Origin of the sequence: Streptomyces sp. NPDC029041, assembly GCF_040637515.1 — a bacterium.
In the GTDB taxonomy this organism is placed as follows: Bacteria; Actinomycetota; Actinomycetes; order Streptomycetales; family Streptomycetaceae; genus Streptomyces.
The window spans coordinates 46,995-71,260 of sequence record NZ_JBEZWO010000002.1; the positions used below are offsets into that span (position 1 = coordinate 46,995).

Genomic DNA, 24,266 nt, shown 5'->3' on the forward strand with positions numbered 1-24,266 from the left:
CGACTAACGCTTGGACTTCGCGGCCTTGGGCGTCGCCAGCCGGCTGCCGCTCCAGTCCTTGCCGACACTGACGCTCTTGGACGCCGTCAGACCCGCCGTGGTGGCGGCTTCCGAGATGTCGCTCGGCTCCACGTACCCCGAACGGCCGGTCTTCGGCGTCAGGAGCAGGATCGCGCCGCCCTCTTCGATGTACGTGGTGGCATCCACCAGCGCATCCGTCAGGTCGCCGTCGTCGTCACGGAACCACAGCACAACGGCATCGGCCACGTCGTCGTAGTCCTCGTCCACCAGGTCGGCCTCGATGATGCCCTCGATGGCCTTGCGGAGCTCCTGGTCCACGTCGTCGTCGTAGCCGATCTCCTGGACCACCTGCCCGGGCTGGAACCCCAGCCTGGCGGCAGGGTTCGTCCGCTCCTCCGCGTGGTCCGCGGTCGCGCTCACGGGTTGCCTCCTGATCATGTCTTGGGAATAACTCAGCCACGCGCGTGCGCGAAGCATTGGCCGTAGTCCACACGGGCGGGGCGGATCGCGCAAGTACCCGGCCGTTCAGACCGCCGAAACGGTGACGATCCTGGCGGTGTCACCGCAACTCCAGGCACACCATCATGGTCCCAGGTGACACACACCACACCTTTCTGCCCCGTTTGGGCGTTTGGGAATCGTCTGTGGGTACGAGACTCGAAGGTATTCGCCCCATACGTCACGGAGTCGATCTCACGTCTGGGTTACCGCTCGGTAGAGATGACGTTTCCCGGCCCTGAGGTGGACCATGGACAGCGGCGCGCCCCCCAGCGACGACGCCCCGGCGACGACAGCGAAACAGCGGCCCTCGCAGGCCCTCTGACAGGTAAGGAACAGCGTGGCTTCCGCATCCGATCGCAACCCGATCATCATTGGCGGCCTTCCGAGTCAGGTTCCTGACTTCGATCCCGAAGAGACCCAGGAATGGCTCGACTCCCTCGACGCCGCCGTCGACGAACGCGGCCGGGAGCGGGCCCGCTACCTGATGCTGCGGCTGATCGAGCGGGCCCGCGAGAAGCGCGTGGCCGTGCCCGAGATGCGCAGCACGGACTACGTGAACACCATCCCGACCAAGAGCGAGCCGTTCTTCCCGGGCAACGAGGACATCGAGCGCAAGGTCCTCAACGCCACCCGGTGGAACGCCGCGGTGATGGTCTCCCGGGCCCAGCGCCCGGGCATCGGCGTCGGCGGCCACATCGCCACGTTCGCGTCCTCCGCGTCCCTCTACGACGTCGGCTTCAACCACTTCTTCCGCGGCAAGGACGACGGCCTCGGCGGCGACCAGGTCTTCTTCCAGGGGCACGCCTCGCCGGGCATCTACGCCCGCGCGTTCCTGCTGGACCGGCTCAGCGAGCAGCACCTGGACGGCTTCCGCCAGGAGAAGTCCAAGGCCCCGCACGCGCTGTCGTCGTACCCGCACCCGCGGTCGATGCCGGACTTCTGGGAGTTCCCGACGGTGTCGATGGGCCTCGGCCCGATCGGCGCGATCTACCAGGCGCGGATGAACCGCTACATGGAGGCGCGCGGGATCGCCGACACCTCCAAGTCACACGTGTGGGCGTTCCTCGGCGACGGCGAGATGGACGAACCGGAGTCGCTGGGCCAGCTGTCCATCGCCGCCCGCGAGGGCCTGGACAACCTCACGTTCGTCGTCAACTGCAACCTGCAGCGCCTCGACGGCCCGGTGCGCGGCAACGGCAAGATCATCCAGGAGCTGGAGTCGATCTTCCGCGGCGCCGGCTGGAACGTGATCAAGCTGGTCTGGGACCGCAGCTGGGACCCGCTGCTCGCCCAGGACCGCGACGGCGTGCTGGTCAACCGGATGAACACCACGCCGGACGGACAGTTCCAGACGTACGCCACGGAGACCGGTGCGTACATCCGCGACCACTTCTTCGGTGACGACCACCGGCTGCGGGCGATGGTCGAGGGCATGACCGACGACCAGATCCTGCACCTGGGCCGTGGCGGCCACGACCACCGGAAGATCTTCGCGGCGTACAAGGCGGCCGTGGAGCACAAGGGCCAGCCGACGGTGATCCTCGCCAAGACGATCAAGGGCTGGACGCTGGGCCCGAACTTCGAGGGCCGCAACGCCACGCACCAGATGAAGAAGCTGACGGTCGACGACCTCAAGCGCTTCCGCGACCGTCTGCACCTGCCGATCCCGGACAAGGAGCTGGAGTCCGGCGTGCCGCCGTACTACCACCCGGGCCGGGACTCGGAGGAGATCCAGTACATGCACGACCGCCGCAAGAGTCTCGGCGGGTACGTCCCCACGCGCGTGGTGCGCTCCAAGCCGCTGGCGCTGCCCGAGGACAAGACGTACGCGACCGTGAAGAAGGGCTCGGGCCAGCAGTCCATCGCGACGACCATGGCCTTCGTCCGACTCCTGAAGGACCTCATGCGGGACAAGGAGATCGGCAAGCGGTTCGTACTGATCGCGCCGGACGAGTACCGCACGTTCGGCATGGACTCGTTCTTCCCGAGTGCGAAGATCTACAACCCGCTCGGCCAGCAGTACGAGTCGGTCGACCGCGACCTCCTGCTCGCCTACAAGGAGTCGCCGAACGGCCAGATGCTCCACGACGGCATCTCGGAGGCGGGCTGCACGGCGTCGCTGATCGCCGCCGGCTCGGCCTACGCCACGCACGGCGAGCCGCTCATCCCGGTCTACGTCTTCTACTCGATGTTCGGTTTCCAGCGCACCGGCGACCAGTTCTGGCAGATGTCCGACCAGCTGTCGCGCGGTTTCGTCCTGGGAGCGACCGCCGGCCGGACGACCCTGACCGGTGAGGGCCTCCAGCACGCGGACGGCCACTCCCAGCTGCTGGCGTCCACGAACCCGGGGTGTGTGGCGTACGACCCGGCGTTCGGCTTCGAGATCGCCCACATCGTCAAGGACGGCCTGCGCCGGATGTACGGCGGCTCCGAGGAGCACCCGCACGGCGAGGACGTCTTCTACTACCTGACCGTCTACAACGAGCCGATCCAGCACCCCGCCGAGCCCGAGAACGTGGACGTCGACGGCATCCTCAAGGGCCTCTACCGGTTCAGTGAGGGCACGGCCGGATCGATCCCGGCGCAGATCCTGGCGTCCGGTGTCGCGCTCCCCTGGGCGATCGAGGCGCAGAAGGTCCTGGCCGAGGACTGGAACGTCAAGGCGGACGTCTGGTCGGCGACCTCCTGGAACGAGCTGCGGCGCGAGGCCGTGGCCTGTGAGGAGCACAACCTGCTGCACCCCGAGGAGGAGCAGCGGGTGCCGTACGTGACGCGCAAGCTCGCGGACGCCCAGGGGCCGGTCGTGGCCGTGTCCGACTGGATGCGGGCGGTCCCGGACCAGATCGCGCGCTGGGTGCCGCAGACGTACCAGTCGCTCGGCGCCGACGGCTTCGGCTTCGCCGACACGCGGGGCGCCGCCCGGCGGTTCTTCCACATCGACGCGCAGTCGATCGTGGTGGGAGTGCTGACCGAGCTGGCCCGTGAGGGCAAGGTCGACCGCTCCGTGCTGAAGCAGGCCATCGACCGCTACCAGCTGCTCGACGTGACGGCCGCCGACCCGGGGGCCGCGGGCGGCGACGCGTAACGGGACGCGGGCGGTTTCCGTGGGGCGGCACTCTCATGGGTGCCGCCCCACGCATTCCCTACCATGCCTCCATGACGCTCCCGGTGACCGCCCCGACCACTCTGGCCCGATGGGAACGGCGCACCCAGGGCCCGCTGCTGGCGCTGGCCGTGCTCTTCGCGATCGCCTACGCCATACCGATCGTGGCCCCCAGGGCTCCGCAGGAGCTGCTCACCGCATGCCATGTCACCAACTGGGTGGTGTGGGCCGCTTTCGCCGCGGACTACCTGGTCCGCCTGTGGCTGGCCGAGGACCGGCTGCGGTTCGTGCGCGGCAATCCGCTGGCGCTGCTGGCCGTGGTGCTGCCCCTGGCGCAGCCGCTGCGGCTGCTGAAGCTGGTGTCGATGCTGTTCCTCGCCGGGCAGCGGGCGCGGATGGCGTCGCAGGTGAGGGTCACCACGTACGTCGCGGGGTCGTGCCTGGGGCTGCTCGTCTTCGGCGCGCTGGCCGTGCTCGAGGTGGAACGGGACGAGCCCGGTGCCTCCATCCACACCCTGGGGGACGCGGTCTGGTGGGCGTTCACCACGATGACCACCGTGGGGTACGGGGACATGGCGCCGACCACCGGCCTGGGCCGGATGCTGGCGGTCGGGCTGATGCTGTCCGGGATCGCGCTGCTCGGTGTGGTGACGGCGAACATCGCCGCCTGGTTCATCGCCCGGTTCGAGAAGGACGACGTCGAGGAGCGGCGGCAGACCGAGGCGATTCGGGAGCTGACGGAGGAGGTGCGGGCGCTGCGGGGGGAGTTGGCAAAGCTCAAGGGGGCCGGGGCGGAGCGATGAGAGGGCCCCCGGCCGGGTGGCCGGGGGCTCTTCCCACACTCTTCACCCGGGTCAGAACATGCCGATGCCCGGCGTGGCCGCTCCCGACAGCCAGATGATGGCCAGGAGCGTGTCGATGGCGCCCAGAACCAGGGCGATCACGGCCGCGGTGGGGCGGGACCCCGACCAGGTGCGGCCCATGGCGAGCCAGCCGCAGACCATCGCGGCGGGACCGAGGACGATCCCCAGCACGAAGAAGCCCGCGACGGCACAGATGACTCCGATGAGTCCGAGCGTCGCGCGATCCGTCCCGGCCCGTGACCACGTCCGGCCACGTGAGCGGGGGTGCCTGCGCGTACCGTGTCCGAAGCTCGCCATCATCGACTCCCGTGAACCCTCGATCGGTTGGGGTTTTCTTCGGGTATGACATGGCGGGTACCCCGTCGGTGCGCGTTAATCCCGCTGCCTGCGCGCCACCCCCCTCCGGCAGCGCGCCGCAGCGTCCATCCTCCATGCCCTGCGGAGGACTTGACCCACTGTGACCTGTGGCACGTGCCGGAGGGGAGGGTTCGGCGGCCCTGTTCACTCTGATGAGGGAACGGACCGCCGGGGACCGTCAGATGTGCGCCGCGCCCGCGCCGGCTTCCGCGTTCTCACCGCGCTTGGTGAGGAAGGCGACCAGCACCGCCACCACGGCGACCCCGGCCGCGACGAGCGAGGCCGCGCTCATGCCCGAGATGAACGTGTCGTGGGCGACGCCCGTGATCTTCGCGGCGATCGCGTCCGGCGTGCCCGGCGCCACCGGCGGGACACCCACCTGGACCGCCTCGGAGGCCTGGTGCTCCTGCTCCGGCGTGAGCGGCGGGAGGCCCGCCTTCTGCCAGTTGCCGGCCAGGTCGCTGTTGACCTTGGACGCCATGACGGCGCCCAGCACGGCCGTACCGAGGCTGCCGCCGATCTGCATGGCGGCCTGCTGCAGGCCGCCCGCGACGCCCGAGAGCTCCATCGGAGCGTTGCCGACGATGACTTCGGTGGCGCCGACCATGACCGGCGCGAGGCCGAGGCCCAGCAGGGCGAACCAGAGCGACATGATGGCGCTGCCGGTGTCCGTCTCCAGGGTCGACATCCCGTACATGGCGATCGCGGTGAGCGCCATGCCGCCCGCGAGCGGGACCCGGGGGCCGAGCTTGGTGATCATCGCGCCGGCCAGCGGCGAGCCGACGATCATCATGCCGGTGAGCGGCAGCAGGTGCAGGCCGGCGTCGATCGGGCTCATGCCGTGCACGTTCTGGAGGTAGAACGTCACGAAGAACAGACCGCCCATGAACGCGATGGCCATCAGCACCATCAGCACCACACCGGCGGACAGCGCCACGGAGCGGAACAGCGCGAGCGGGATCAGCGGCTCCTTCACCTTCGTCTCCCAGAAGGCGAAGACCGCGAAGCACAGCACCGAAGCCCCGAGGAACGACAGCGTCTTGACGTCGCCCCAGCCCCACTCGGACGGCGGGGCCTTGATGAGCGCCCACACCAGGCAGAACACGGCGGTCGACAGCAGGGCGATGCCCAGGAGGTCGAAGGAGCGCGGGGCGTTCTCGGCGCGGTGGTCGAGCAGGATCAGCACGCCGAGGACGACGGCGAGGACACCGACCGGCACGTTGATGAAGAACACCGACTGCCAGTTGACGTGCTCGACGAGCACACCGCCGAGGATCGGGCCGCCCGCGGTGGACGCGCCGATGACCATGCCCCAGATGCCGATGGCCATGTTGAGCTTCTCGGCCGGGAACGTCGCCCGCAGCAGGCCGAGCGCGGCCGGCATCAGCAGCGCGCCGAACAGGCCCTGCAGGACGCGGAAGACGACGACGAACGCGATGCTGTCGGACAGGCCGATCGCGCCCGAGGCGGCGGCGAAGCCGACGACGCCGATGAGGAAGGTCTGCCGGTGACCGAAGCGGTCGCCGAGCTTGCCCGCCGTGATCAGGGAGACCGCGAGGGCGAGGAAGTATCCGTTGGTGATCCACTGGACCTCGGCGAAGGTCGCCCCGAGGTCCTTCTGGATGGCCGGGTTGGCTATGGCCACGATGGTGCCGTCGAGGGCCACCATCATGACCCCCACAGCGACGGTGATGAGGGTGAGCCAGGGGTGTCCGCGAAGCCCCTTGCCCGGCGTCGCGTCGGACGGCCCCGCCGGCGCCTTGCCCCCCGACCCCGTCGTGTCGATGGTGGTCTGACTAGTCATACCGGGAGGCTAGTGTCAGCGACTGACAGTTGACAAACAGATTCACCGGCCGGCCTCCGACACGGCATCCCCCGTATAGCCTGAACTGCGCAAACACTTCGGACGGGAGGCCTGACTTGAACCTGCGCGAACGCAAGAAACGGCGCACCCGGGACGCACTGCTGCGGGCCGCGCTGGAACTGTTCGCCACGCGCGGGTACGAGGAGACGACCGTCGACGACATCGCCGCCGCCGTGGACGTCTCGCAGCGCACCTTCTTCCGCTACTTCGCCGGCAAGGAGGAGACGGCCTTCTTCGTGCCGCGCCTCGCGGAGACGCTCGTCGTCGAGGCCCTGCGCACCCGCCCGCCGGACGAGGTGCCGCTGGAGGCGCTGCGCCGGTCCGTGCTGGAGAGCTGGGACGCCATCAACGAGGCCGTCGTGGAACTCGTGCCGCTCGAGCTCCACGTGCGCGTCTACCGGGTGATCGAGTCGACGCCCGCGCTGCTCGCCGCCCACCTGCGGCGGTCGGCGGAGCTGGAGGAGCAGCTCGCGTGCATCATCGCCGAGCGCGAGGGGCTCGACATGAACCTGGACCCCCGGCCGAGGATCGTCGTCGCGCTCTTCAGCGGGGTGATTCGTGTCACCGAACGCTTGTGGTCCGCGGGGGACGACGTCACCCTCGACGGAATGCGCGAACTCACCACGACATACCTGGATCAGGTGGGTCCCGCGCTGGCCGGGAACTGGCGTGCGGAGCGGTCCCCTTAACAGATCCACCGAAACGTGATCCCGGTCACTTGGTTAACGCGAGACCCTCTCGTTCTCCTAGTGTGTCCTTTCAGTGACTTCCTTCGACACCTCCCCGCAGCAACTGAACGTCTGGCGCGCACTGCTCGCGCTGGCCGTCGTGTTCGTGATGCTGGCGACCACCGGCTGGACCGCCCTGCGCAACCAGCGGGGCGCCACGCCGCTCCAAGCCTCGCTCTCCGCCTGGGAGCAGGGCCGGATCGGCGGGCACCGGCTGCCGGACCCGCAGTCCGAGCCGACGAAGCTGGCCCGCTTCTTCTCCACGCTCACCGAGCGGGACCGTTCGACCCTGGTCCGCACGTACCCGCTCGCGGTGGGCAACATGAACGGCGCGCCGGTCGAGCTGCGCTATCGCGCCAACCACCTCGCGCTCGCCAAGGCACGCAAGGTCGAGCGGGAACGCATGCACGACAAGCGCCTCACCGCGGCCGGGCAGCACGAGGCGGGCCGCAGGATGCACCGCTTCGAGGACCTCATGGAGCCGGGCCGGCACATCCTGGCCTTCGACCCGGAGGGTTCGGGCCGGGTGGCGGAGGTCTTCGGTGATCTGCGCACGGCGGAGCGGGTCTCGGTCGTCGTCCCCGGCGTCGACACCAACCTGCTGACCTTCCAGCGCACCCAGCGCAAGTACTCCGCCCCCGTCGGCATGGCCACGTCCCTGTACGCGGCCGAGCGGCAGGTGAGCCCGTCGACCCGGACGGCCGTGATCGCCTGGGCCGACTACACGGCGCCGAGCGGACTCGGTATCGACTCGGCGACGGCGATGCGCGCCGAGGAGGGCGCGGTACGGCTCAACGCGCTGGTGCGGGCGCTGCCGGGCGGTTCGCCGGTCTCCCTGTTCTGCCACAGCTACGGCTCCGTGGTGTGCGGCGTCGCCGCGCACTCCCTGCCGGGCCGGGTGTCCGACATCGCGGTGGCCGGCAGCCCCGGCATGCGCGTGGAGAAGGCAGCCCAGCTGCACACCACGGCCCGGGTGTGGGCGATGCGGGACTCCGACGACTGGATCCAGGACGTGCCCTACCTGGAGGTCGGCGGGCTGGGCCACGGAGCCGATCCGGTGTCCGCGGGGTTCGGCGCGCGGGTGCTGTCGGCGGCGGGCGCGAAGGGTCACGCGGGCTACTTCGAGCCCGGAACGGCAAGTCTGTTCAATTTCGCAGAGATCGGCGTCGGCGCATACCGCTCGGTGCACTGCGCGCACGAAGACGGCGTCTGCCGTACCGGTATGTCCGGCACGGCGGCGGCCTGACGCGCGTAGAGGCGAAGAAGTTGCGGTTTGCTCGGGAGGGGGACGGAGGAGCGCGTGCCGCATACGATGAGCCGCATGGGTGACGTACTGGCCGGATTGCATGCCGCCTGGGAGTTCGAGTCCGACTCCGTGCTCATCCGCTACGAACGGGGGATTCGAACACCGAAGCTCTTCCAGGCCCTCGGGGAACGGCGTGTGCCCCTGGAGGCGATCGCAGGGGTGACCCTGACCCGCGGGAAGCGCGGCACGGTCGTGCTGCGCGTCGAGCCGCGCCCGGGGGCGGACCCGTTGCTGGAGGCGGCCGCCGGGCAGCTGAAGGAGAACGTCGACCCCTACCGGCTGGTGCTGCCCGCCGAGCGCGAGGTCCTCGCGGAGTACTACGCCGACGAACTGCGGGGCCTGCTGACGGAGTCCGGGCCCGCCGACCGGTTCCTCGTGAAGCCGCCCGAGGGGCCGCTGTCGTTCAAGGCGTACGACGGGAAGGCGACCTTCGACGGACGGACCGTGAACTTCCGGTGGTTCTGGACGGGGGCGTCGTCGGCGAAGTGGAAGGCCGGCGACCAGACTTTCCCCGTAGGAGAGCTGAACGGGGTGGAGTGGCGGTCGCCGGAGGTGTTCGAGGGGCATTTGCGGCTTTTGCGCCGGGATGCGGCGGTGCCGGCGCCGACCCAGGCCGATCTGGATCCTGCCGCGGTGGTGTTCGGGCTGGGGTACGGCCCCGTGCACGAGTCGCTGCCGTTCGCTGCCGCGGTGCTGGCCGCTGTGCGGACGTCCAGTCCGGTGCCGGCCGTGCCGGCGGGCGGGCCGCGTCGTGATCCCGCGGACATCGCCGAGCGGATTCGCCACCTGGGTGAGTTGCATCAGGCCGGGTTGGTGACGGATGAGGAGTTTTCGGTCAAAAAGGCCGAGTTGTTGGCGGAGCTTTAGCGTCTGCCAGAACCTCGCCGTGAGCGGGCGCGGGTGCGTGCGTGGTTGATCGCGCAGTTCCCCGCGCCCCCGAGGACGCGCCCCTGAGGGCGCTGCGCTACTCGCGGCCCGCCGAAGTGAACGTCATGTCCGCGTACCGGGTGCCCGCCACCTGGGCCGCTATGCCGTCCAGCAGGTCCAGTTGCTCGTCGGTGAGGACGATCCTGGTCGCCGCCGTGTTCTCCTCCAGCCTGCCGGGCTTGCGGGTGCCCGGGATCGGGACGACCGGGAGGTCGTGGATCGTCGCCTGCTGCTGGACCCAGGCCAGGGCGATCTGACCCAGGGTCGCGTCATGGGCCTTCGCCACCGACCGGATCAGCTCCAGCAGCGTCGCGTTCGCCGTGGCGTTGTCGCCCGTGAAGCGGGGCTGCTGACGGCGGAAGTCACCGGCGGTCAGGTCCTGGTCGGCATCGGTGAAGGAGCCGGTGAGAAAGCCCCGGCCGAGCGGTGAGTACGCGACGAGGGCCACGCCCAGTTCACGGGCCGCGGGGACGACGTGCGTCTCGATGTCACGGCTGAACAGCGACCACTCCGACTGCACGGCGGCGATGGGGTGGACGGCGTGGGCGGCCCGCAGTTCACCGGCCGTGACCTCGCTCAGGCCCAGATGCTTGACCTTGCCCTCGCGGACCAGGTCGGCCATGGTGCCGACGCTCTCCTCGATCGGCACGTTCACATCGCGCCGGTGCATGTAGTAGAGGTCGATGGCCTCGACGTCCAGGCGCTTCAGACTCGCCTCGACGGCCTGGCGGATGTAGGGCGGGTCGTTGCGGATGACGCGGCGCGTGGGGTCGTCCGGAGGGATCGACAGGGCGAACTTCGTGGCGATCACGACCTCGTCGCGGTGGGCCTTGAAGAACGGCGCGAGGAACCGCTCGTTCTCACCGGCGCCGTAGGCGTCGGCCGTGTCGTAGAGGGTGACGCCCAGTTCGAGCGCGCGCTCGAGCGTGGCCCGGGACGCGTCCGCGTCCGCGGGGCCGTAACCGAAGCTCATGCCCATGCAGCCCAGGCCCTGGACGCTCACCTCGGGACCGTGGTCGCCGAGCTTCGCCGTCGTGATCCTGCCGTCCGTCATCGGGACCTCTCCGACGCCAGGGCACGCCCGGCGTCCGCGTAGAAACTGATCTTCCGGTCGAGCACGGCGAGTGTGCCCCGGAGTTCGTCGATCCTGGCCAGGACGTCCTCACGGGTCGTCTTCAGCAGCTCGAAGCGCTCGGCGTAGGTGTGGTCGCCCTCGCGCACCAGTTCCGCGTACCGCACCATGTCCGCGACCGGCATGCCCGTCAGGCGGAGCTTGCCGACCAGGTCGAGCCAGTCGAGGTCACGGTTGGTGTAGCGGCGCTGGCCGGTGTGGGACCGGTCGATGTGCGGCATCAGGCCGATGCGCTCGTACCAGCGCAAGGTGTGTGCCGTCAGGCCGGTGAAGGCGACGACCTCGCTGATCGTGTAGTGGTCGTCGCCGTCCGGGCGCCGGTTCTGCTGCGGCGGGCCGGCGCAGGTGTCGGTCCTGGTCCCCGTGGTCTCCATCACCGTCATGGCCCCCACGCTAAAACCCTGGAGTGCACTCCAAGCAAGCGCCGAGGGTAAGAAATCGGCAGGACCTTTCCGGATCCGGCTGGTTAGCGTACGGACTCATGAGTGCTGTACGTCGCGCCGTTCCCGAAGACGCCGAAGAAGTCCTGCGGCTGCGCCAAGTCATGATCGACTCGGTGTTCGCCTCCGATCCCTCCATCGCCTGGCACGGGGAGTCCCTCCCCACGCTGAGGGCCCAACTGGGGGATTCGGACGGAGACTTCACGGCGTTCGTCGTGGACCACCCGGAGCGGCCGGGGTCGCTGGCCTGCCTGGTGGCCGGGACGATCGACTACCGCATCGGCAAGGCGGGCGACCCGCAGGGCATGGTGGGCTTCGTGTTCAGCGTCGCCACCGACCCGGGCGCCCGGCGCCGCGGCTACGCGCGGGCGTGCACGTCGGCGCTGCTGGAGTGGTTCCGCGAACGCGGTGTCCGGCGCGTGCAGCTCACCGCCTCCCCGGAGGCCGAGCCGCTGTACATCTCCCTCGGGTTCCGGCCCAGGCCCAACCCCTTGCTGGAACTCACGCTCTGAGCGCATAGGCTCGCACGCATGTCGCTGAAGAGCCTCGCCTTGATCGAGAACTGGCCGGTTCCCACCGCCGCGGCGGGTGCCGTACGAGCGGACGGCACCGTCCTCGGCACCCACGGACCGGCCGGGCAGCGGTTCCCGCTCGCGTCGGTGACCAAGCCGCTGGCCGCCTACGCGGTGCTCGTCGCGTACGAGGAGGGCGCCATCGAGTTCGACGAGCCCGCCGGCCCCGCCGGGTCGACGGTCCGGCACCTGCTCGCGCACACCTCGGGCCTCGCCTTCGACGAGCACAGGGTCACGGCCGCGCCCGGAGAGCGGCGCCTGTACTCCAACGCCGGCTTCGAGCAGTTGGGCGACCACATTACGAAGGCCACCGACATCCCGTTCGGGGAGTACCTCCGGCAGGCCGTGCTGGAGCCGCTGGGCATGACCTCGACGACCCTGGAGGGCTCTCCGGCCAAGGACGGCGTGTCGACGGTGGAGGACCTGCTGCGGTTCGCGGCCGAGGTGCAGGCGCCGCGGCTGCTGGACCCGCGTACGGTCGCCGAGGCGATGAGCGTGCAGTACCCGGGCTCCAAGGGCGTCCTGCCGGGGTACGGCCACCAGAACCCCAACGACTGGGGGCTCGGCTTCGAGATCCGCGACTCCAAGTCGCCGCACTGGACGGGCTCCTCGTCCTCGCCGCGCACCTTCGGGCATTTCGGGCAGTCGGGTACGTTCCTGTGGGTCGACCCGGACGCGGGAGCGGCCTGCGTGGCGCTGACGGACCGGGCGTTCGGACCGTGGGCGACCGAGGCGTGGCCGGCGTTCACCGACGCGGTGCTGGCCGAGCTCTAGAACGGGCCCGGCCCCTAAGCCATCTCCCAGATCAGCAGCTCCGCATCGCTCACGCCCTCGGCCTCCAGCCCCTTGGCGTCCGTGATCCGGGCCGCGTCACCGGCGCCCAGTTCCTCGCCGTCCAGGCGGACGTCGCCGCGCACGACGTGGACGTACGCGTACGCCCCGTCCGGCACCGCCGTCCGCTCGCCGGGCCCCAGGCGCCGCACGTGGAGCATCGCGCCGGCGCCGGGGACGGCGTAGGGCGTGGAGTCGGCGATGCCGTGGACGACCTCGTAGGACGGGTCGCCGCCGGGGCTGAGGGGGGCCAGCCACATCTGGATGAAGGTCAGGGGCTCGGGCCCGTCGTTGCGCTCCACGTGCCGCACGCCGCCGGCCGAGCTGAGCCGCTGCACGTCGCCGTGGCGGACGAGCGACTCGTGCCCGGTGGAGTCCCGGTGGGTCAGCTCGCCCTCCACCACCCAGGTCACGATCTCGGTGTGGCTGTGCGGATGCTCGTCGAAGCCCGCTCCGGGCGCCAGCCGCTCCTCGTTGCACGCGAGCACCGCGCCGAAACGGAGGTTGTCCGGGTCGTAGTGGGGCCCGAAGGAGAAGGCGTGCCACGTCTCGATCCCTGCGGTCGCGTCCCCTCCGGGGTAGCGCTCGTGCGCGCGCCTGACGTCCATCACGCAGTCCACGGTAGGCCCTGCGGCCCACCTTCCCGTCCGGATAAGGCAGTCTTGTCCCCGTGCCCGAACCCGAAACCAGCAAGAACGAAGCCGCAGCCCGCGACGTCCATCCGCATGCCGCGACGCTGAAGCGGCTGGAGAAGTCGTCCGGTTCGCTCGCCGCGCAGGCCATCGCGCGGATGGACGAGACGCTGCCGTGGTACCGGGCCATGCCCCCGGAGAACCGTTCCTGGATCGGTCTGGTCGCGCAGGCGGGCATCGCCGCGTTCACCGAGTGGTTCCGGCATCCGGACGCCCCGCAGGCCATCTCCACCGACGTGTTCGGCACCGCGCCGCGCGAGCTGACCCGGGCGATCACCCTGCGCCAGACCGTGGAGATGGTGCGCACCACCATCGAGGTCATGGAGAGTGCGATCGACGAGGTCGCCGCCCCCGGCGACGAGCGGGTGCTGCGCGAGGCGCTGCTGGTCTACGCCCGGGAGATCGCCTTCGCCACGGCCCAGGTGTACGCCCAGGCCGCCGAGGCACGCGGTGCCTGGGATGCCCGGCTGGAGTCCCTGGTCGTGAACGCCGTGCTCAGCGGCGAGGCCGACGAGGGAGCCGTGTCCCGGGCCGCCGCGCTCGGGTGGAACTCACCCGAACACGTGTGTGTGGTGCTCGGCACGGCTCCCGACGGCGACTCCGAACTGACGGTCGAGGCGATCCGGCGGGCCGCCCGGCACGCCAAGCTCCAGGTGCTCACCGGGGTGCTCGGCGACCGGCTGGTCGTCATCGCCGGCGGCAGCGACAACCCGCTGGCCGTCGCCAAGTCGCTCATCGGCCCGTTCGCGGCCGGGCCGGTCGTGGCGGGCCCCGTGGTGCCGGACCTGCTGGCCGCGACCCGGTCCGCGCAGGCCGCCGCGGCCGGTCTGAAGGCGTGTTCCGCCTGGCAGGACGCGCCGCGGCCGGTCCTTGCGGACGATCTGCTCCCGGAGCGGGCGATGGCCGGTGACCCCTCGGCCCGCGAGCAGTTGGTGGAGGAGATCTACAGACCGTTGGAGGAGGCCGGCGCCGCCCTCCTGGAGACCCTCAGCGTCTATCTCGAACAGGCGAGCAGTCTGGAGGGCGCCGCCCGGATGCTGTTCGTCCATCCCAACACCGTCCGCTACCGGCTCCGACGTGTGACAGACGTCACCGGCTGGTCACCCTCCGATGTACGCTCAGCCTTCACCCTGCGGATCGCGCTGATCCTGGGGCGTCTGGTCGATGGAGATCCTCAGCCCTAAGGTTTTGTGGGGGCTCGACAAAACCCCCTCGTGTTCTTCGTCCCTGTCCCCACGGGCGGTTGTGCCCGTCCTCAAGAGAGAGTGTGAGAGTGCTCGTACTCGTCGCTCCCGGCCAGGGCGCTCAGACGCCCGGCTTCCTGACCGAATGGCTCGACCTCCCCGGTGTCCGCGGTGCCCTGGAGGCATGGTCCGACGCCGCGGGGATCGACCTGATCCGTTACGGCACCGAGGCCGACGCGGAGGAGATCCGCGACACCGCGGTGGCGCAGCCGCTGCTGGTCGCGGCCGGACTCGCCTCGGCGAACGTGCTGTTCGACGACCCGGCGGAACTGGCGCAGAAGGTCGGCGCGATCGCCGGTCACAGCGTCGGCGAGATCACCGCGGCGTCGCTCGCCGGTGTGCTCCCGCACGAGGAGGCGCTGCGCCTGGTCCGCACCCGCGGGCTCGGCATGGCCGAGGCGGCGGCCGTCACGGAGACGGGCATGGCGGCACTGCTGGGCGGTGACCCTGCCCTGACGGTTCCGCACCTGGAGAAGCTGGGCCTGACCCCGGCGAACATCAACGGCGCGGGCCAGATCGTCGCGGCCGGCACCAAGGAGCAGCTCGCCGCGCTGGAGGCGGACAAGCCCGAGGGCGTGCGCAAGGTCGTCGCGCTGAAGGTCGCCGGCGCGTTCCACACGCACCACATGGCCCCGGCGGTCGACACGCTGGCCAAGGCCGCCGAGGCCCTGGCGCCCGGCGACCCGAAGGTCACCTACGTCTCCAACAAGGACGGCCGGACCGTCGCCGGCGGCGCCGAGGTGCTGGAGCGCCTGGTCGGCCAGGTCGCCAACCCGGTCCGCTGGGACCTGTGCATGGAGACCTTCAAGGAGCTCGGCGTCACGGCTCTGGTCGAGCTGTGCCCCGGCGGCACCCTCACCGGACTCGCCAAGCGGGCCCTGCCCGGGGTGAAGACGCTGGCCCTGAAGTCCCCCGCCGACCTCGACGCGGCTCGCGAGCTCATCGCCGAGCACGCCTGACCGCCGCCCCCAAGGAGCCGACCGCATGGCGAAGATCAAGCCCAGCAAGGGCGCCCCGTACGCGCGCATCCTCGGCGTCGGCGGCTACCGCCCGACCCGGGTCGTGCCGAACGAGGTGATCCTCGAGACGATCGACTCGTCCGACGAGTGGATCCGCTCGCGCTCCGGCATCGAGACCCGGCACTGGGCGAACGACGAGGAGACGGTCGCCGCGATGTCGATCGAGGCGTCCGGCAAGGCGATCGCCGACGCCGGGATCTCCGCCGAGCAGATCGGCGGCGTGATCGTCTCGACCGTCTCGCACTTCAAGCAGACCCCGGCCGTCGCCACCGAGATCGCCGACAAGCTCGGAACCGCGAAGGCCGCCGCCTTCGACATCTCGGCCGGCTGCGCGGGCTTCGGCTACGGCCTCACCCTCGCCAAGGGCATGATCGTCGAGGGCTCGGCCGAGTACGTCCTGGTGATCGGCGTGGAGCGGCTCAGCGACCTGACCGACCTGGAGGACCGGGCGACGGCCTTCCTGTTCGGCGACGGCGCGGGCGCGGTCGTCGTGGGCCCGGCCAAGGAGCCCGCCATCGGCCCGACCGTCTGGGGCTCCGAGGGCGACAAGTCCGAGACGATCAAGCAGACCGTGCCGTGGACGGACTACCGTTCCGGCGAGGTCGCCAAGTTCCCCGCCATCACGCAGGAGGGCCAGGCGGTGTTCCGCTGGGCCGTGTTCGAGATGGCGAAGGTCGCCAAGGAGGCGCTGGACGTCGCCGGCGTCTCCCCGGAGGACCTGGACGTCTTCATTCCCCACCAGGCCAACGAGCGGATCATCGACTCGATGGTGAAGACTCTCAAGCTGCCGGAGACGGTCACGGTCGCCCGTGACGTACGCACCACCGGCAACACCTCGGCCGCCTCGATCCCGCTCGCGATGGAGCGGCTCCTGGCGACCGGCGAGGCGAAGAGCGGCGACACCGCGCTCGTCATCGGCTTCGGGGCGGGTCTCGTCTACGCCGCGACTGTCGTTACCCTCCCCTAGGCACTCCGTGCCGGATCATGCGATCCGGCACGGGAGGAAACACCTGCCACACCCTCTGGATATCTACGAAGGAGCGCCAACATGGCCGCCACTCAGGAAGAGATCGTCGCCGGTCTCGCCGAGATCGTGAACGAGATCGCCGGCATCCCGGTTGAGGACGTCCAGCTGGACAAGTCCTTCACCGACGACCTGGACGTCGACTCGCTGTCCATGGTCGAGGTCGTCGTCGCCGCCGAAGAGCGCTTCGACGTCAAGATCCCCGACGAGGACGTCAAGAACCTCAAGACCGTCGGCGACGCGACCGACTACATCCTCAAGCACCAGGGCTGATCCTCCGATCCACCCTGGGGCTGCCTGCCCCGCCACCCGGCGGTGGCGCCGCTGAATCCTCGTATCCGTTGGAGAAAGAATTCCCGTGAGCTCGACCAATCGCACCGTGGTCGTCACCGGTATCGGCGCAACCACACCGCTGGGTGGCGACGCAGCCTCTACCTGGGAGGGCCTGATCGCCGGCAAGTCCGGTGTCAAGCCCCTGGAGCAGGACTGGGCGGCCGACCAGGCCGTCAGGATCGCGGCCCCGGTGGCCGTGGAGCCGACCGAGGTCATCCCGCGGCCGCAGGCCCGCCGACTGGACCGCTCGGCGCAGTTCGCGCTGGTCGCGGCCAAGGAGGCCTGGGCCGACGCCGGTTTCGAGGCGAAGGCCGGCGAGGACCCCGACATCGACCCCGACCGGCTCGGCGCGGTCATCGCCTCCGGCATCGGCGGCGTGACCACCCTGCTCGACCAGTACGACGTGCTGAAGGAGAAGGGCGTCCGCCGCGTCTCCCCGCACACCGTGCCCATGCTGATGCCCAACAGCCCGTCGGCCAACGTGGGTCTGGCCGTGGGCGCCCGGGCGGGCGTGCACACCCCGGTCTCCGCCTGCGCCTCCGGCGCCGAGGCCATCGGCTACGCCATCGAGATGATCCGCACCGGCCGCGCCGACGTCGTCGTCGCGGGTGGCACGGAGGCGGCGATCCACCCGCTGCCCATCGCCGCGTTCGGCAACATGATGGCGATGTCCAAGAACAACGACGACCCGCAGGGCGCGTCGCGTCCCTACGACACGGCCCGCGACGGCTTCGTGCTCGGTGAGGGCGCCGGTGTCGTCGTCCTGGAGTCCGCCGAGCACGCCGCGAAGCGCGGTGCCCGGGTGTACGCCGAGGCGGTCGGGCAGGGCATCTCCGCCGACGCGCACGACATCGTGCAGCCGGAGCCGGAGGGGCGGGGCATCTCGCACGCCCTGCAGAACCTGCTGGACCGCAACGACCTGGACCCGGCGGAGATCGTGCACGTCAACGCGCACGCGACGTCCACGCCGGCCGGTGACATCGCCGAGCTGAAGGCGCTGCGGAAGGTGTTCGGGGACGACGCCGACCACTTCGCGGTGTCCGCGACGAAGTCGATGACCGGGCACCTGCTGGGTGGTGCGGGTGGCGTGGAGACGGTGGCGACCGTGCTCGCGCTGTACCACCGGCTGGCGCCGCCGACGATCAACGTGGAGAACCTGGACCCCGAGGCCGAGGCGAACGCCGACGTCGTGCGGGGTGAGGCCCGGAAGCTGCCCGTGGAGGGCCGTATCGCCGCGCTGAACGACTCGTTCGGCTTCGGTGGGCACAACGTGGTGCTGGCGTTCCGGACCGTTTGATCCCGAGCGTTGTTCGGCCCGAACTCCCTGAGGGGGTTCGGGCCATCGCCGTTTCTGTGAGGTGGTGTGCCGGGTGCGGGTCCGTGGGGGTTGTCGGCGCAGTTCCCCGCGCCCCTGAACGAAGGGCGTTGCCGCCCTGGTTTCTCTAGACCACCTGGTGGAGCCAGCGGACCGGGGCGCCTTCTCCGGCGTATCTGAACGGTTCGAGTTCGTCGTCCCAGGGCTTGCCCAGGAGTTTGCCGATCTCGGCTTCCAGGTCGGTCTCGCCCAGCCGGCTGCGGTGCAGTGCCGCGCGCAGGCGGTCCTCGGGGATGAGGATGTCGCCGTGGATGCCGGTGACGGCGTGGTAGATGCCCAGGTCGGGGGTGCAGCTGTAGCGCTCGCCCTCGGCGGTGGGGCAGGGCTCCGCGGTGACCTCGAAGCGCAGCAGGTGCCAGCCGCGCAGCGCCGAGGCCAGCTTGGACGCCGTACCCGCCTGGCCCTGCCAGGAGAACTCCGAGCGCCAGGTGCCGGGGGCGGCCGGCTGGCGGATCCAGTCCAGGCTGACGCGTGTGCCGAGCACCCCGGCGATGGCCCACTCGACGTGCGGGCACAGCGCGCGCGGCGCGGAGTGCACGTACAGAACTCCACGTGTCGTCACCGGAACCTCCGGGCAGAGCGGGACATGGTGCAAACGGGCGGAACGGCTGTGACCGGGCGGGTCACGTTGATGGCGAGGCTACCGTGCGGGGGCGCAAGGAGTGTGACGTACCGTCGGTCCAGGTGCCGGGAAACGCCTGCCATTCACCCATGGGGACGCTTGTACGGGTGTGAGCCGTTGCACCTGATCGGTCGGGAACCGTCTTGCGTTGGTATGGGTGGGAGAGACAGGCACGGCGTGGCGAGGGGATGGAGCAGGCATGCGGAAGCGGGGCCGTCGCACACGGGGCGTTCTGGCCGTGGTCGCAGCGGCCGTGCTGGGGGTCGCCGGGTGTGATGCCGTGGGGGGTGATTCCGCCGCCCCGTCCGCGTCCGCCGAGCCGTCGCCCAAGCCCACGCCCCTGTGGGACCGCAGCCCGGGTTCCGTCGCCGCCGTCGGGGACTCCATCACGCGCGGGTTCGACGCGTGTGACGTGCTGTCGGACTGTCCGGAGGCATCCTGGGCGACCGGCGCCAGCCCCGAGGTCGACTCGCTCGCGGTGCGGCTGCTGGGCAGGGCCGGGGCCGCCCGGCGGAGCTGGAACTACGCCGTGACCGGGGCGCGGATGGCCGATCTGCCCGGGCAGATCGCACAGGCGGTGCGGCGCGAACCGCAGCTCGTGACGGTGATGGTGGGGGCGAACGACGCCTGCCGGTCCACGCCCTCGGCGATGACTCCGGTCTCCGCCTTCCGTGCCGACTTCGAGGACTCGCTGCGCTCCCTGCGCAAGGCGCTGCCCAAGGCGCAGGTGTTCGTGGCGAGTGTGCCGAACCTGAAGCGGCTGTGGTCCGAGGGCCGTACCAGCCCGATGGGCAAGGAGGTGTGGAAGCTGGGCATCTGCCCGTCGATGCTGGGCGACGCGGACGCCCTGGACCCGGCGGCGACCCTGCGGCGGGACACGGTGCAGAAGCGGGTGGAGGACTACAACAAGGTCCTGGAGGAGGTCTGTGCCGAGGACAAGCGGTGCCGCTACGACGGGGGCGCGGTGTACGACTACCGCTTCGGCACGGCCCAGTTGAGCCGCTGGGACTACTTCCACCCCAGTGTGAACGGACAGGCCCGGTTGGCGGAGATCGCGTACCGCACCGTCACCGCGAAGAAGCCCTGACCCGAACCCTGACTTAGAGTTCCGCACATGAACGAACTCTTCGGAACACTTTCCGACGGGACCCCGGTGCACCGCTGGACCCTGGAGCGGGCGGGCGTACGGGTGCGGGTCCTGTCGTACGGCGGGATCGTGCAGTCCGTGGAGGTGCCGGACCGGGAGGGCCGGGCCGGGGACGTGGTCCTGGGGTTCCCGGATCTCGACGGGTATCTCGCCCATCCGGAGCCGTACCTCGGCGCCCTGGTCGGCAGGTACGCCAACCGGATCGCCGGCGGCCGGTTCACCCTGGACGGCCGGACGTACGCACTGGAACCGAACAACGGGCCGAACTCGCTGCACGGTGGAGCGCGCGGCTTCGACAAGCGGGTGTGGGAGGCGGAGCCGGTCGCGCACGGGGTGCGGCTGACGCGGATCAGCCCGCACGGCGAGGAGGGCTTCCCGGGGCGGCTGGAGGTCTGGGCGACGTACACGCTCGACGAGAGCGGCGCGCTGCGGATCGCGTACGAGGCCGTGACGGACGCGCCGACCGTGGTGAACCTGACGAACCACAGCTACTTCAACCTGGCCGGTTCCGGCGAGGCGGGCGGCCACGAGCTGCGGCTGGCCGCCTCCCGGTACACGCCGGTCGACGCGGATCTGATCCCCACGGGCGGCCCCGAGGACGTGACCGGGACGCGGTTCGACTTCCGCGAGTCCCGCAAGACCGGCTCCGGCTACGACCACAACTTCGTGCTCGACAAGGGCGTGACGGACGACCCGGTGGAGGTGGCCGAGCTGCACGACCCGGCGTCCGGGCGAGTGCTGACGGTGGCGACCACCGAGCCGGGCCTCCAGCTGTACACGGCCGACCATCTGGGCGAGCCCTTCGCGCCCGGCGACGGCATCGCGCTGGAGACCCAGCACTTCCCCGACTCGCCGAACCGGCCGCGGTTCCCGACGACCGTGCTGCGGCCGGGCGAGGTGTTCCGCTCGGAGACGGTGTACGGGTTCGGCACCCGCTGAGGGGGCCCATGACAGGCCAAGAGCCCCGGTCCGGAGGTCAGGTCCCGGACCGGGGCCGCTCGGCGGGGAACGTGTCCCGTACCCGACGTTAATCGCGGCAGTGATCCCGCGGTCCGTGATCGAGCGTCCGGCCCGGATCTCGTACGAACCCTTCACAAGCGGGGTACGGCCGCAAGATTCTGAGACAGCCGCCTTGTCAGGACGGCTGTCGGTTTCCCATTCCTGCCGCTCGGGCAGGCCGCCTGCGGTCGTCCGCATCCGTGAGGACGCCTCGGTGCGCTGCCACCACACTGCGCCGCGTGTGCGGCGTGTGGGTGACGCCCTGTCAACGGGTTCGAGTCGCGCTGTCTGTCCGTTCGATCACTCCCAGACAGCCCCTCACCTCGTGAAACGACCGGTTCGCCATGCTGAGGAACAACAGCCGGTTGGTTACGCTGAGTTTCAGGGGCGCCCTCTCCTGCAGGACTTCGAGGCTGAGGAGCACTGACATGACCGACCTTGTACTGCTCGCCGGCGGATCGGTGACGATGACCCACCACGTCACCGGCACCTACTTCATGTGCAACGACTGGCACGACGGTGTCGGCAACCACACCCAGACCTGGGCACAGGACCCGTTCGCCAAGGACAACAACTCGCACCGGTGGTTCCTGCGGCAGAACAGCGACGGCACCGTGCGCATCGAGTCGTACGCCAACCACCGTTGCCTCACGGCAGGGGCCAACCCGCCCGACGTGGTGACCCTGCGGGAGCGCACGGACAGCCTCAACCAGCACTGGCGGCTGGTCTCTCACGCGGAACGAGGCAACGACTACTACATGGTCTCGGTCGTGCACCCGCGTTACGCCCTGGCCATCGCCGACCACCTTCAGGGCAACGACCGGCTGGTGGGACTCACCCGCATGTGGGGCGGACCGAACCTCTCCCAGCTGTGGCGGATCTACCCCTCGTCGGAGGACCAGGGCTGACCCCGTCACGGGGCGCGCCACACGACAGCGACAGGGATGTGGCCTGACAAGGGATTAGGCCTGACAGTTGGTACCGGTCGGTCGAGAGGCGACGGCGAGGGTCCCCGCCTGAGCCCCACCCATGGCGTGGACCCCGCGCGTCACGCGATACTGCGGCCGTCCGGCACCGACCCCCCACCGCGACGGAAGGCCTGAACACCCTTGATATCCCCAAGCGTTCGCCTCGGCCTGCTCGGTCTCGCCCTGCTGACCGGCTTCGCCACCCCGACGGCCGCGAGCGCCGCCCCGGCGGCCCCCTCTCCCACCGTCGAGGAGCGGCGGCTGGACCGGGCCGCCCCTCAGGAGATCCTGCGCCGCTCCGGCTTCGACGCCCTGGCCCCCCGGCTGGCCAGGGCCCTCGACTCGGCCCGCTCCTACGGGCAGGCCCGGCGGGCGGTGACGCGCGAGGGCTCGCGGCTGTGGCAGCATGCCGTCGACCGGGCGCAGGGGCGCGGTCCGGCCGTCGGGACCCTCAGCCGGGACGACGACCGGCCGCTGTACTGGGCGCGGCTCGGCATGACGCGTGAAGTACGCACCTGGCAGCCCGCGTTCGGCCTGGCGGACGGCCAGCGGGCCGGGCTGCTGGACGAGCTGGAGCGCACCTCGCGGGGCCAGAGCGCCATCCGGTATCCGCACGGCGAGGGTCTGAAGCGGATCCTGCTCACCGGTTTCGACCCGTTCACGCTCGACCGGGACATCCGGATCTCCAACCCGTCCGGCGCCACCGCACTGGCCCTCGACGGCACGGTGATCGAGACGGCGCACGGTCCGGCCCGGATCGAGACGGCCGTGTTCCCGGTGCGCTGGCAGGACTTCACCGAGGGCACGGTGGAGCGGGCCCTGCGGCCGTACCTGCCGAAGGCCGACCTGTTCACGACGGTCAGCCAGGGCCGCATCGGGCGGTTCGACATCGAGCGGACCAACGGGGCCTGGCGGGGCGGCTTCGCGGACAACGACACCATCGGCCGCACCGGGACCGTGCCGGTCGCCGACCCGGCCTCGCAGCCGCAGTGGACGACGACCACGCTGCCCCACGCGGCGATCGTCGCCGCGAGCACCGGCCGCTTCCCGGTGTACGACAACACGAGCGTCACCGAGATCCCGGCCGGCGCCTCCCAGCCCGTCGTACGCCCCGACGGGCCCACGCCCGGCTCCACCGCTCGCGCGGGCGGCGGCGGGGACTACCTCTCCAACGAGATCGCCTACCGGGCCACCCTGCTGCGCGACCGGCTCGGGCTGCACGACACGCTGCCGGGCGGGCATGTGCACACGCCGGTGCTGCAGTTCGGCGCCGGGAACACCACCGAGATCACCGATCCGGAGTTCGTGCGCAACCGGCTGGACATCATCGCCCAGGTGAGGGCCATCCTGAAGGTGGCTGCGGAAGCGTCTTAGCTGCCCCGTCGCCCTCGTCGTCTTCTTCGCCGCCCTCGCGGATGTCCTCGCCCAGCAGGTCGCGTGCCATGAGGGTGGCGCCGGCCACCGCGCCCGGCATCAGGAACACCGCGACGAACGGCACCAGGAACGCCACGGCGAGCGGCGTGCCGAAGCCCCAGACCAGGGTCTTGCGGGAGCGCAGCATCGTGAGGCGGGTGCGCAGTTCGACGCTGCGGCGCTGGAGGGCGACGGCGGTCAGTTCCTCGGTGAGGAAGAACCCGGTGACGAAGAAGCCGATCACGGGGACGACCGTCTGCCCGGCCACGGGGATGAAGCCGCACGCGAACAGCAGCACACCCCACAGGGCGGCCCGCACCACGATCCGGAGGCTGTCCCGGGCGGAGATCCACAGTTCCCGCCACAACGGCAGCCCCGACTCGGGGGCGTGCCCGTCCGGGGACACGTCCCGGTCGACCTTCTCGGAGAGGTTCTCGTAGAAGGGCTGCCCGATCAGCAGGGTCACCGCGGTGAAGGTCACGACGGACAGAAGCAGGCCGAGGGCGAACAGCACGACGGTCAGAAAGCCGCGGAAGAGTCCGAGCCACGGGCTGGACCAGTCGTCCGCGAACGGCGTCGCCCAGCCCACGAGGTCCTCGCCCCACAGGGCCAGCGAGACGAGCGCCGCCGCGTAGAGGACGAGCGTGATCAGCCCCGGGAGCAGCCCGAAGCCGTACTGCCTGCCGTGCCGGGCCACCCATCGCTGGCCCTTCAGGAGGTACCGGAAACCCGTCCCTAGATCGCGCATGGGAAGACCCTATCCGGGCCCGTGTCGCGCTCTTGAC

General features: G+C 70.5%; 24 protein-coding genes. 16 read left to right on the forward strand and 8 right to left on the reverse strand.

Annotated elements, in window-relative coordinates; all coding sequences use genetic code 11:
• Positions 1-3: 3 nt before the first annotated feature.
• Positions 4-441 carry a DUF3052 domain-containing protein gene (locus AB0F04_RS03810; protein ID WP_062926619.1) on the reverse strand — a complete coding sequence of 146 codons (438 nt, stop codon included), beginning with the start codon at positions 439-441 and terminating at the stop codon, positions 4-6.
• Between the two features lie 418 nt (positions 442-859).
• Between AB0F04_RS03810 and aceE the strand changes: the two genes are divergently transcribed.
• Together aceE and AB0F04_RS03820 are read left to right on the forward strand one after the other, a co-directional pair.
• Positions 860-3,607 carry a pyruvate dehydrogenase (acetyl-transferring), homodimeric type gene (gene aceE / locus AB0F04_RS03815; protein WP_362037453.1) on the forward strand — a complete coding sequence of 916 codons (2,748 nt, stop codon included), beginning with the start codon at positions 860-862 and terminating at the stop codon, positions 3,605-3,607.
• 71 nt (positions 3,608-3,678) lie between these two features.
• Entirely contained in the window at positions 3,679-4,428 is a 750-nt protein-coding gene (locus AB0F04_RS03820; RefSeq protein WP_362037455.1) for a potassium channel family protein, read from the forward strand.
• A 51-nt stretch (positions 4,429-4,479) separates the two neighbouring features.
• Here the strand turns inward: AB0F04_RS03820 and AB0F04_RS03825 are convergent, their stop codons facing one another.
• Both AB0F04_RS03825 and AB0F04_RS03830 read right to left on the reverse strand, forming a co-directional pair.
• Positions 4,480-4,788, reverse strand: coding sequence for a small hydrophobic protein (locus tag AB0F04_RS03825; protein WP_362037457.1), 309 nt, complete (start codon positions 4,786-4,788; stop codon positions 4,480-4,482).
• 235 nt (positions 4,789-5,023) lie between these two features.
• Positions 5,024-6,649 carry an MFS transporter gene (locus AB0F04_RS03830; protein ID WP_362037459.1) on the reverse strand — a complete coding sequence of 542 codons (1,626 nt, stop codon included), beginning with the start codon at positions 6,647-6,649 and terminating at the stop codon, positions 5,024-5,026.
• 116 nt (positions 6,650-6,765) lie between these two features.
• Here AB0F04_RS03830 and AB0F04_RS03835 point away from each other — a divergent pair, with 116 nt between their 5' ends.
• The 3 genes from AB0F04_RS03835 to AB0F04_RS03845 all read left to right on the forward strand — a co-directional run bounded on the left by AB0F04_RS03835 (position 6,766) and on the right by AB0F04_RS03845 (position 9,610).
• Complete coding sequence (locus AB0F04_RS03835; RefSeq protein WP_362037461.1) at positions 6,766-7,398, forward strand: TetR family transcriptional regulator; 633 nt, start codon at positions 6,766-6,768, stop codon at positions 7,396-7,398.
• Between the two features lie 73 nt (positions 7,399-7,471).
• Complete coding sequence (locus tag AB0F04_RS03840) at positions 7,472-8,683, forward strand: alpha/beta hydrolase (protein ID WP_362037463.1); 1,212 nt, start codon at positions 7,472-7,474, stop codon at positions 8,681-8,683.
• Between the two features lie 66 nt (positions 8,684-8,749).
• A complete protein-coding gene (locus tag AB0F04_RS03845) occupies positions 8,750-9,610 on the forward strand; it encodes a DUF4429 domain-containing protein (protein WP_362038642.1) in 861 nt (286 codons plus the stop codon).
• 97 nt (positions 9,611-9,707) lie between these two features.
• Here AB0F04_RS03845 and AB0F04_RS03850 read toward each other — a convergent pair whose 3' ends face one another.
• Together AB0F04_RS03850 and AB0F04_RS03855 are read right to left on the reverse strand one after the other, a co-directional pair.
• Positions 9,708-10,724: an aldo/keto reductase gene (locus tag AB0F04_RS03850; protein WP_362037465.1), complete on the reverse strand. Its 1,017-nt coding sequence runs from the start codon at positions 10,722-10,724 to the stop codon at positions 9,708-9,710.
• The gene (locus AB0F04_RS03855; protein WP_362037467.1) at positions 10,721-11,185 is read right to left on the reverse strand and encodes a MerR family transcriptional regulator; all 465 of its coding nucleotides are present in this window, start codon (positions 11,183-11,185) and stop codon (positions 10,721-10,723) included. The genes AB0F04_RS03850 and AB0F04_RS03855 overlap by 4 nt, the downstream gene beginning before the upstream one ends.
• 98 nt (positions 11,186-11,283) lie before the next feature.
• Here AB0F04_RS03855 and AB0F04_RS03860 point away from each other — a divergent pair, with 98 nt between their 5' ends.
• Complete coding sequence (locus tag AB0F04_RS03860) at positions 11,284-11,754, forward strand: GNAT family N-acetyltransferase (RefSeq protein WP_362037468.1); 471 nt, start codon at positions 11,284-11,286, stop codon at positions 11,752-11,754.
• An 18-nt stretch (positions 11,755-11,772) separates the two neighbouring features.
• Positions 11,773-12,588 carry a serine hydrolase domain-containing protein gene (locus AB0F04_RS03865; RefSeq protein ID WP_362037470.1) on the forward strand — a complete coding sequence of 272 codons (816 nt, stop codon included), beginning with the start codon at positions 11,773-11,775 and terminating at the stop codon, positions 12,586-12,588.
• A 14-nt stretch (positions 12,589-12,602) separates the two neighbouring features.
• Here the strand turns inward: AB0F04_RS03865 and AB0F04_RS03870 are convergent, their stop codons facing one another.
• On the reverse strand, positions 12,603-13,256 hold the full coding sequence (locus tag AB0F04_RS03870) for a pirin family protein (RefSeq protein ID WP_362037471.1): 654 nt from the start codon (positions 13,254-13,256) through the stop codon (positions 12,603-12,605).
• Positions 13,257-13,315: 59 nt separating this feature from the next.
• Here AB0F04_RS03870 and fasR point away from each other — a divergent pair, with 59 nt between their 5' ends.
• The 5 genes from fasR (at position 13,316) to fabF (ending at position 18,254) form a co-directional block, all read left to right on the forward strand.
• Complete coding sequence (gene fasR, locus AB0F04_RS03875; protein WP_362037474.1) at positions 13,316-14,521, forward strand: fatty acid biosynthesis transcriptional regulator FasR; 1,206 nt, start codon at positions 13,316-13,318, stop codon at positions 14,519-14,521.
• A gap of 89 nt (positions 14,522-14,610) precedes the next feature.
• Positions 14,611-15,540 (forward strand): ACP S-malonyltransferase, encoded by a 930-nt coding sequence (locus AB0F04_RS03880; protein ID WP_362037476.1) that lies wholly within the window; start codon positions 14,611-14,613, stop codon positions 15,538-15,540.
• Positions 15,541-15,565: 25 nt separating this feature from the next.
• Positions 15,566-16,567: a ketoacyl-ACP synthase III gene (locus AB0F04_RS03885; RefSeq protein ID WP_362037478.1), complete on the forward strand. Its 1,002-nt coding sequence runs from the start codon at positions 15,566-15,568 to the stop codon at positions 16,565-16,567.
• Between the two features lie 81 nt (positions 16,568-16,648).
• The gene (locus AB0F04_RS03890) at positions 16,649-16,897 is read left to right on the forward strand and encodes an acyl carrier protein (RefSeq protein ID WP_003989952.1); all 249 of its coding nucleotides are present in this window, start codon (positions 16,649-16,651) and stop codon (positions 16,895-16,897) included.
• Positions 16,898-16,982: 85 nt separating this feature from the next.
• Positions 16,983-18,254: a beta-ketoacyl-ACP synthase II gene (fabF, locus tag AB0F04_RS03895; protein ID WP_362037480.1), complete on the forward strand. Its 1,272-nt coding sequence runs from the start codon at positions 16,983-16,985 to the stop codon at positions 18,252-18,254.
• 145 nt (positions 18,255-18,399) lie between these two features.
• On the opposite strand, the gene AB0F04_RS03900 is transcribed toward fabF, so the two are convergent.
• Complete coding sequence (locus AB0F04_RS03900; RefSeq protein WP_362037481.1) at positions 18,400-18,894, reverse strand: DUF3145 domain-containing protein; 495 nt, start codon at positions 18,892-18,894, stop codon at positions 18,400-18,402.
• Between the two features lie 259 nt (positions 18,895-19,153).
• Here AB0F04_RS03900 and AB0F04_RS03905 point away from each other — a divergent pair, with 259 nt between their 5' ends.
• From AB0F04_RS03905 to AB0F04_RS03920, 4 genes are all read left to right on the forward strand, one after another.
• Complete coding sequence (locus AB0F04_RS03905) at positions 19,154-20,041, forward strand: SGNH/GDSL hydrolase family protein (RefSeq protein WP_362037483.1); 888 nt, start codon at positions 19,154-19,156, stop codon at positions 20,039-20,041.
• A 27-nt stretch (positions 20,042-20,068) separates the two neighbouring features.
• Positions 20,069-21,040, forward strand: a complete 972-nt coding sequence (locus AB0F04_RS03910) for an aldose epimerase family protein (protein WP_362037486.1) — start codon at positions 20,069-20,071, stop codon at positions 21,038-21,040.
• A 488-nt stretch (positions 21,041-21,528) separates the two neighbouring features.
• Positions 21,529-22,008: a hypothetical protein gene (locus tag AB0F04_RS03915; protein ID WP_362037488.1), complete on the forward strand. Its 480-nt coding sequence runs from the start codon at positions 21,529-21,531 to the stop codon at positions 22,006-22,008.
• A 201-nt stretch (positions 22,009-22,209) separates the two neighbouring features.
• Entirely contained in the window at positions 22,210-23,442 is a 1,233-nt protein-coding gene (locus AB0F04_RS03920; protein ID WP_362037491.1) for a pyroglutamyl peptidase, read from the forward strand.
• On the opposite strand, the gene AB0F04_RS03925 is transcribed toward AB0F04_RS03920, so the two are convergent.
• Positions 23,393-24,229: an EI24 domain-containing protein gene (locus AB0F04_RS03925; RefSeq protein ID WP_362037493.1), complete on the reverse strand. Its 837-nt coding sequence runs from the start codon at positions 24,227-24,229 to the stop codon at positions 23,393-23,395. The two genes, AB0F04_RS03920 and AB0F04_RS03925, sit on opposite strands and share 50 nt — an antisense overlap.
• Between the last annotated feature and the right edge of the window lie 37 nt (positions 24,230-24,266).